The 8,769-nt window shown below is 39.7% G+C and carries 7 protein-coding genes; 5 read left to right on the top strand and 2 right to left on the bottom strand.

All coding sequences use genetic code 11. From position 1 onward, the window contains the following. Positions 1-1,037 precede the first annotated feature (1,037 nt). Both der and era read right to left on the bottom strand, forming a co-directional pair. Entirely contained in the window at positions 1,038-2,351 is a 1,314-nt protein-coding gene (gene der, locus QM629_RS16320; protein ID WP_415160958.1) for a ribosome biogenesis GTPase Der, read from the bottom strand. Between the two features lie 120 nt (positions 2,352-2,471). Beyond that, positions 2,472-3,425 carry a GTPase Era gene (gene era, locus QM629_RS16315; RefSeq protein WP_415160957.1) on the bottom strand — a complete coding sequence of 318 codons (954 nt, stop codon included), beginning with the start codon at positions 3,423-3,425 and terminating at the stop codon, positions 2,472-2,474. 58 nt (positions 3,426-3,483) lie between these two features. On the opposite strand from era, the gene QM629_RS16310 reads away from it, so the two are divergent. The 5 genes from QM629_RS16310 to QM629_RS16290 all read left to right on the top strand — a co-directional run bounded on the left by QM629_RS16310 (position 3,484) and on the right by QM629_RS16290 (position 8,465). Further along, positions 3,484-4,344 carry a UbiA family prenyltransferase gene (locus tag QM629_RS16310; protein ID WP_415160956.1) on the top strand — a complete coding sequence of 287 codons (861 nt, stop codon included), beginning with the start codon at positions 3,484-3,486 and terminating at the stop codon, positions 4,342-4,344. Further along, positions 4,341-5,432 (top strand): type III polyketide synthase, encoded by a 1,092-nt coding sequence (locus tag QM629_RS16305; RefSeq protein WP_415160955.1) that lies wholly within the window; start codon positions 4,341-4,343, stop codon positions 5,430-5,432. The genes QM629_RS16310 and QM629_RS16305 overlap by 4 nt, the downstream gene beginning before the upstream one ends. Then, positions 5,417-6,124 (top strand): methyltransferase domain-containing protein, encoded by a 708-nt coding sequence (locus tag QM629_RS16300; protein ID WP_415160954.1) that lies wholly within the window; start codon positions 5,417-5,419, stop codon positions 6,122-6,124. Before QM629_RS16305 ends, QM629_RS16300 begins: the two co-directional genes overlap by 16 nt. Next, positions 6,114-7,244 (top strand): NAD(P)/FAD-dependent oxidoreductase, encoded by a 1,131-nt coding sequence (locus QM629_RS16295; protein ID WP_415160953.1) that lies wholly within the window; start codon positions 6,114-6,116, stop codon positions 7,242-7,244. Before QM629_RS16300 ends, QM629_RS16295 begins: the two co-directional genes overlap by 11 nt. Before the next feature lie 111 nt (positions 7,245-7,355). Continuing rightward, positions 7,356-8,465 (top strand): C1 family peptidase, encoded by a 1,110-nt coding sequence (locus QM629_RS16290; RefSeq protein ID WP_415160952.1) that lies wholly within the window; start codon positions 7,356-7,358, stop codon positions 8,463-8,465. Positions 8,466-8,769 lie beyond the last annotated feature (304 nt).

Below are 8,769 nucleotides of genomic sequence, written 5' to 3'. Positions count from 1 at the left end.
TAATTTGTCATTTTAAAATTTTTTGGTGAATCTTTTAAAACGACTTTCCTCCATTAAGCCACAGCCTTTTTTATCCACTTATCCACATAAGGGTATTTTTACATTTCATTTCTAGACAGTCTCTAAGGTAGCGCTTAAATTTTTACGGGCAAATTTTTACGATGATTTATTTAGGCAATTAAAAACTGCATGCTTGTGTTATATTTTGTCCGGCATATACGACAACATAATAAAAAAAGGCTAATTAATATTTTGAGGTGCCAGGAAAGCCCGAAGGGCTATAATGTGAAGAGTCCTGAGTGCCAACTCAGGGTAAAAGGCATATATGAGCGAGGCAACCCCGCAGGCGGGGTTGAATGAAGCAGATTAAATCAGTTTTTTTCATTAAACTCAACACCATTCTCTATAAGCAATCTCCTGAATTCATCATAGAATGTTTTTTTTTTGATGGTGCTGCTTTTGGTTTTTGATATCATTGATAATGACATCTTTTTCTTTTATCGAAAAGGTGAAAGCGCCATAACTGTCCTGCCATCCTTGAAAGCCCGGAAATAAACTGCTGCCTTTTATCCAGCCATTGCTGGCTATTTTTATATCTTTAATATAGTCAGCAAGTGATGTTGAAGGGTGAAGGCCTGAAAAAAATGAATATGGTCTTCTGTTCCATTATGTTTGATTTTCATTCGTACAAGTTTGTTTTTTCAATGGTCTCATGGAACCTCGCTATGCACATTCCCCTGTGTGAGAAAAATTATCATGCTCGGTTTCATTGGTTATAAAAGCTTGCTATTTAAACTTGTAATTTACATTAGTTTTCAAGACATTCAACCCTGCAAGCGGGGTTGCTTTGGTTCATATTACCCCCAACTTTGTTAAGGGCTATTCAAATTCCAGCCCTTCGGGCTAAAATAAAATGGCCCGGCATCTCAAAATATTAATTAGTCCACTTTACATCAAACTTAAACAAGTTAAAAACCTTGGCCATGTGTAAACAGGATGATCTTAACTTGTAATCTTGAAACCTCGTTCAGGAAAAACTATTTCTTCCTGAAAAATATTCTCACCGGCACGCCTTTAAAATCGAAAGAAGCACGCAGTTGGTTTTCCAGGTAATTCTTATAAGGCGTTTTTATGTCGTCAGGATAATTCGTGAAGAATGCAAATGACGGCACTGCCGTTGGCAATTGCATGATGTATTTTATTTTAACCGTATTGCCGCGAACAACCGGTGCATGATGCGCTGCAACAGCCTTCAGCATAATTTCATTCAGTTTGCTGGTGGCAATCCTGCGCTTACGGTTTTCATATACTGTTAATGCAATTTCCATAGCCTGGAAAATGCGTGTTTTTTCTTTGGCAGAAATAAACAGCACCGGCACATCGGTAAATGGCGCAATCTTTTCTTTCAACTGCTTTTCATAATCCCTCGCCGTATTGGTTGATTTTTCAATCAAATCCCATTTATTCATCAGCAGAACAATACCCTTGCCTTTTCGTGCCGCCAGTGAAAAGATATTTACATCCTGTGCGGTAATGCCCTTTTCTGCATCAAGCACAAGAATGCAAACATCCGCTTCATCCATTGCGTTTACAGCACGAATTACAGAATAAAATTCAAGGTCATCTTTCTCCTTATTCTTTTTACGCAAGCCAGCCGTATCAATCAGTATAAAATCTTTCTGGAATAAATTATAATGTGTGTGAATGGTATCTCTCGTGGTGCCGGCAATATCGCTCACAATCGTTCTTTCCTTGCCCACCAGTGCATTCAATAAAGATGATTTGCCAACATTGGGCTGGCCGATAATTGCAAAACGGGGCAATTCATTCTCTGCTGCAACAGCATCTGATTCTTCTTCCGGAATTAATTCGGTGATGGCATCTAAAAGTTCGCCGCTGCCGCTGCCGCTCATGCTGCTGATGAAAAAGATATTATCAAAACCCAGGCTGTAAAATTCTGTAGCGTCTAATTGCCGTTCTGAATTATCCACTTTATTTACAGCAAGAAAAACAGGTTTGGTTGAACGGCGCAATATTTCAGCCATGCTTTCATCCAACGATGTTATGCCGGTTGAAACATCGGTCATAAAAATAATGGCATTGGCTTCATCAATAGCAATCTTAACCTGTTTGCGAATTTCTGTTTCAAAGATATCTTCACTGTCGGGCACAAAACCGCCGGTGTCTATTACATTAAAGTTCTTGCCATTCCAGTCGGCAACGCCATATTGCCTGTCGCGGGTAACGCCGCTTACATTATCTACAATGGCTTTGCGCTGCTCAAGCAAACGGTTGAACAATGTGCTTTTGCCAACATTCGGCCTTCCTGTTATTGCTACTGTGAATCCCATAAAGCCCATCCTATATCCTTCCCTAAGGGAAGGACTTTTTAAAGAACGTAATAAAATAAAGTTTCTATAAAATTGCAGCCTCTTATAAAACCCCTCCTTTGGAGGGGTTTGGGGAGGCCGCTAATACCCATATTCCCGCAATTTTAAATCGTTGTCCCTCCACTTTGGTTTTACCTTAATAAAGAGCTGCAAAAATATCTTTTGCTGAAGAAAGTTTTCAATTTCTGTTCTTGCCAAAGTGCCAAGCTTTTTAATCATGCTGCCGCCTTCACCCAGTAAGATAGCCTTCTGGCTTTCGCGTTGTACAATTATATCCGCCTGAATTTTTATCAGCGATTCTTTCTCTTTAAACTCATTAATAATAACCGCTGTCTGATACGGAATTTCCTCACTGAATAATTCATACACTTTCTCCCGGATGATTTCACTTACAAAAAATTTAGTTGGCAGATCGGTAATTTCTTCCTCATTATAGAAAGCTTCACCCTCCGGCAGCAATTCAATAATAGCTGATAAAAGCGTATCAATATTACTGTGTGTTAAAGCCGAAACCGGGATTATTTTTTTGTATGATGCTGATTGTTTGAAGTTTTCGATCGCTGCTTTAACCTGTGCCGGCTTTAATTTATCAACCTTATTCAGCACAAGTATGGATGGAACTTTTAAACGAAGGCTTTGAAATGTTTCTTTGGTTTCATCCGGGTCTTTTGCTGCATCGGCAATTAGCAATGCAATATCCGCATCTTCCAAAGCGCTTTTTACACTTTGCATCATGCGTTCATGCAGCTTATATTTCGGCTCAATGATGCCCGGCGTATCGGAAAAAATCACCTGGTATTCGCCCGGCCTTGTAAGAAATGCTTTTATGCGATGCCTTGTAGTTTGCACCTTGCTGGAAACAATCGCCAGTTTTTCTCCTGCCAATGCATTCAGCAAGGTACTTTTGCCCGCATTTGGCCTGCCGAAAATATTTACAAAGCCCGCTTTCATATAATCTTCAAAAATTGAAACGGCAAATATAAGCGGATAGCGCCTGAAGAAATGCCCGGCATTTTTTACCGATATATTAAACAAGGTTTAATTTTTGAGGTAAATTGATAACCATTAATTTTAAATTTAAAACCTGCTGTTATTGATACAGAAATCCACTATACAATTACTCCGCATCCCCTTTTCCTTTTTTTTAATGCCTGTTTTTTGGTTCGCCTTATCCTTTGTAGAAAGTATACATGTAACGCATGCCGTATTGCTGTTTCTGATAATTCATGTACTGGTGTACCCTGCCAGCAATGGCTATAACAGTTATATGGACAGGGATTCAACGAGCATTGGCGGCATAAAAAATCCTTTGCAGCCAACCAGCCAGTTATTTGTTTTTACAGCTATAATGGATGTGGCAGCCGTATTGTTATCCTTACTGATCTCACCGCTTACTGCAACGTGCATTTTTATTTACATTATGTTTTCAAGATTGTACAGCTACAGGCCGATACGATTAAAGAAATATGCACTGATAAGTTATATTGTTGTGATTTTTAACCAGGGTTCGCTTATCTTTTTTACTGTATTTAATGCCGTGAATAACGATGCAGCCGACGTTGTGCCATGGGCAGGCTGTATTTGTGCCACCTTATTAATCGGCGGGTTTTACCCTATTACCCAGATTTATCAGTATAAAGAAGATGAAAAAGATCATGTGGAAACCATCAGTATGCTGCTCGGTGAAACCGGAACTTTTATTTTTTGCGGCATTATATACACTTTGGCATTTTTCATATTGTTTGTCTATTTTCTTTCTATACACAAGCTTTTATTATTTTTCATTCTTTTCATATTCTTCATTCCGGTAGCTATATATTTTACGGTATGGTTTTTACAGGTAAATAAGAATGCAGGATACGCAGATTTTAAGCATACTATGCGCATGAATAAAATTGCCTCCGCCTGTACGAATGCCGCATTTATAACCATTTTAATTCTTAACCAGCTTTGATTGAAATCATTTCGATAGGAACGGCGGTTCCAAAGCACAGCTTTCATCAGAGGGATGTAATATCCATGATGCAAGAAATTTACGGGCTGGATGATAAAGAGGCTCGCCGGCTTGCATTTATGTACAGGCAAAGTGATATTGAAACAAGATATACCGTATTGCCCGATTATTCCCAACCGGAAGGAAAGCCCCGGAACCTTATTCCCCTGTCGCAGGATGATTCTGTACCTGATCTCGACGAGCGGATGAAAATTTATAACCGCGAAGCATTGCCGCTTTCCATATCAGCTATTAACGATTGTTTAAAGAACAAATTTTCTCCTGCTGATATAACGCATCTTATCACGGTTAGCTGCACCGGCATGAGTGCGCCGGGCCTTGATCTGCAAATAGCAGAAGCCATGAATATGCGGCCGCAGATTTTCAGAACATCTGTAAACTTTATGGGTTGTTATGGCGCGGTGCATGCATTAAAACTGGCGAAGCTTATTTGCGACAGCACGCCCGATTCCAATGTGCTGATCGTAGCCACAGAACTATGTTCTATTCATTTTCAGAAAGAATATACGCCCGACAATGTTTCGGGCTCCATTCTTTTTGCTGATGGCAGTGCGGCTATATTGATCTCAAATAAAATCCAGTCTGACAAGAAACTGCGGTTGAGCAATTTTTATTCAAAAGTGTCTTATAAAGGCAAGAAGGATATGGCCTGGCAACTGAGCCACCGCGGGTTTATTATTACACTCAGCAGCTATATTCCCGATTTAATTGAACAGGACATTACTTTACTGGTTGAGGAAGCCGTTCAACATTATGGCTTATCTGTAAAAGACATTACGCATTGGTGCACGCATCCCGGTGGTAAGAAAATATTAAATGCTATACAAAAACAGTTGAACCTAGATAAAAATGATCAGCGTTTTTCAAGAGATATCTTAAGCCGGTTTGGCAACATGTCTTCACCCACTGTATTATTTGTATTGAAAGAAATAATGGAGTGCCTTGATGATGATAAGCCTGCCCATATTTTAGGCGTAGCATTTGGCCCCGGTTTAACCATGGAAACATTTTTATGCACCAAACAATAAACCTGCGCCATCGTTCATGCAGGAAGGAATTATTGGATGAGGATAATATTCCGTTTGAAGATATACAACGGAATATGCAGGAAATAAATACCATTAATGCCCGGCTTGGCGGGCATGCCATTACCATACATGGCTTTAAAAAACTATTGGGTGATAAAAAAAGTATTCATGTTTGCGAAATAGGTTGCGGCGATGGCAACAATCTTTATCAATTGTATAAGTGGTGTAAAAAAAATAATATTCAATTTAATTGCACAGGTATTGATATAAAGCCCGAATGTATTGAAGCTGCCCAAAAAAAATGCACGATACAAAATGCAAGGTGGTTAACACAGGATTATAAAACTGTGAAATTTGCATCAAAGCCTGATATAATTTTTTCAAGCTTGTTTTGCCATCACTTTAGCGATGAAGATTTAACGGCGCAGCTCTGGTTTATGCAGCAAAACACAGGCACGGGTTTTTTTATAAATGATCTGCAACGTAACTGGCTTGCCTATCAATCTATAAAAATCATTACCCGTTTTTTTTCATCTTCTTATCTTGTTAAAAACGATGCACCGTTAAGCGTGGCACGTGGTTTTCATAAAAAAGAATGGATTGATATTTTTAATAAGGCCGGTATAAAAAATTATACCATTAACTGGAAATGGGCATTTCGTTATCTTATTGTTTTTAAGCATGGCAAATGATTATGATATAGGGATTGCGGGTGGTGGGCTGGCAGGGCTTTGCCTGTCTTTGCTTGCGGCAGATGCAGGTTATTCCGTTGCACTGTTTGAAAAAGAACAATACCCTTTTCATAAAGTTTGCGGCGAATATATAAGCTATGAAAGTTATGATTTTGTAATGCTGCTGGGCTTGCCTTTGGCCGATATGAATTTGCCTGAAATAAAGCATTTGCAGGTAAGCGATATGAATGGGAGACTGTATGATTTTAAGCTTGACACGGGTGGCTTTGGCATCAGCCGCTATACGATAGATAATATGCTTTACCAGCTTGCTTTAAGGGCCGGCGTGGCAGTTTATACGGAAGAGAAAGTAACTGATATACATTTTGAGCATAACAATCACATTATTCAAACCAATAAAAGAAAACTTACGGCAACCATTGCTGCCGGCGCTTATGGCAAGCGCAGCAACCTCGATATAAAATGGAAGCGGTCTTTTGCTGAGAAGAAACCCGATAAGCTTAATAATTATATAGGCGTGAAGTACCATGTACGCGCAGATTTCCCCAAAAGCCATATTGCATTGCATAATTTTAAAAATGGTTATTGCGGCATCTCGGCTGTGGAAGATGATACATACTGTTTATGCTATTTAACCACTGCTGATAATCTTTCTGCCAATACAGGCTCTATTCAAAAAATGCAGGAAAACGTTTTATATAGAAACCCTGTTTTAAAAAAGCTTTTTACGGAATCTGAATTTTTATATGATGCACCGCTTACTATTTCACAAATAAGCTTTGATAAAAAAACACAGGTTGAAAATCATATCCTGATGCTTGGCGATGCGGCAGGTATGATAACGCCGTTATGCGGTAATGGCATGAGCATGGCCATGCATGCCGCCAAACTTGCATTTAATGAAATGCATGGTTTGCTTGAAAGAAAAATTTCGAGGGTGGAGATGGAATCAGGCTACACCGCTGCTTGGCGAAAGCAGTTTGCTGTAAGGCTTGCAACCGGCAGACTCGTGCAAAGGTTAATGGGCAGTAATTCAACTGCTTTTGTTTTAAAGCTGTTGCATGGCTTTCCTTTCCTCGGCAAAATATTTATACGCGCCACGCATGGCAAACGGTTTTAAAAAAGATAAACGGTTTTAATTTATGCATATAAGCATAACCAGGTTAACACCTGTAATAATTATTTTTGCCTGAATCAATACCAAAGCAATATTTAAAATCACCTGTATTAAATGAAAAAAAATTATTTCATCTTCAGTTTAATTATTACTATTTCCGTTACAAACGCACAAACAAAACATTTTACCGTTATAAAAAACAATGCAGCTACGCCTGTAAAAAACCAGGGGCATTCAGGCACATGCTGGTGTTATTCATCAACAGCTATGACCGAAAGCGAGCTGCTGCTGAAGAAGCTGCCGGAGCCGGATTTGTCTGAAACCTATACTGTGTATAATTTATACATAGACAAAGCAGTGAAATATATCCGCCGCCGGGGCAATACGCGGTTTACAGAAGGAGGGCTTGGGCAGGATATGCTGAATGCTGTTGCCAGTTTCGGGGCTATGCCGCAGGAGGTTTATCCCGGCATTGGCGGCGATACCATCATGGCGCATAACTATAAAATGGCCGGCCGGTTAAAAAATTATCTCGACAGTGTGCTGGCTGCCAACCCTGATACCATTCCTCTAAACTGGAAAGATGGTTTTGTACAGATTCTGAACAGTTATCTCGGCCGGCCGCCTGGTGAATTTGATTACCAGGGGAAACATTATACGCCCGAAAGTTTCGCAGCCGCATACATTTCTGAAAAACCTTCTGATTTTATCGGTCTCACCTCTTTCACGCATCATCCGTTTTACACGGCATTTGCCATGGAGGTACCGGATAATTATAACAGCAATATCTATTATAACCTGCCCCTGGACGAATTGATAAGCACAACAAAAGCATGTATTGAAAAGGGATATACCCTTACCTGGGATGCGGATATAAGCAATATGGGCTTCAGGCAGGAAACCGGCATTGCAGAATGGGTGGCCAATGCGGGCGATTCTGCGGCATTTCCCTTTTTTACAGAACCAGCTTTCACACAGGCAGCAAGGCAGGATTTATTTGACAGGCAGGTAACGCAGGACGATCATTTAATGCAGATAACCGGCATTGCAAAGGACGAAAATGGCAAAGCATATTTTATTGTGAAAAATTCATGGGGAGAAGCCGAGCCTTATAAAGGCTACATCTATGTTAGCATTCCCTATTTTGCTATTAATACCATTTCGGTGATCGTAAATAAAAAGGCTTTACCGGGCAATGCGCTGAAAAGGCTGGTAATGAATTAATGAAGCGAAGGCTATAGCCGGTTATTTACAGTTAGTAATTTTTATAGTATTATCGCACCAGTTAAAAAAAAGGAGACGATGAAACGCCCACGTAAAATGCCTGCCGGCGAGGCAGGTACACCAAGGCGTTCTCCCGAAGCAAGTTCGGACAGGCATGAGGCCATTGAAAAATCAAACTTGTACGAATGAAGCATCCATGTTATTAACTGATGTTACGCAAATTAATAAACAATAATTTTGGAGATGAAGATAACAAAGTCAGAAGTGTTAGATTTATATACAGATTATTTGATAGTAGCAGTTG

Source organism: Parafilimonas sp. (genome assembly GCF_047606085.1).
Lineage (GTDB): Bacteria > Bacteroidota > Bacteroidia > Chitinophagales > Chitinophagaceae > Parafilimonas.
This window is presented reverse-complemented; position numbering and strand designations above follow the sequence as displayed.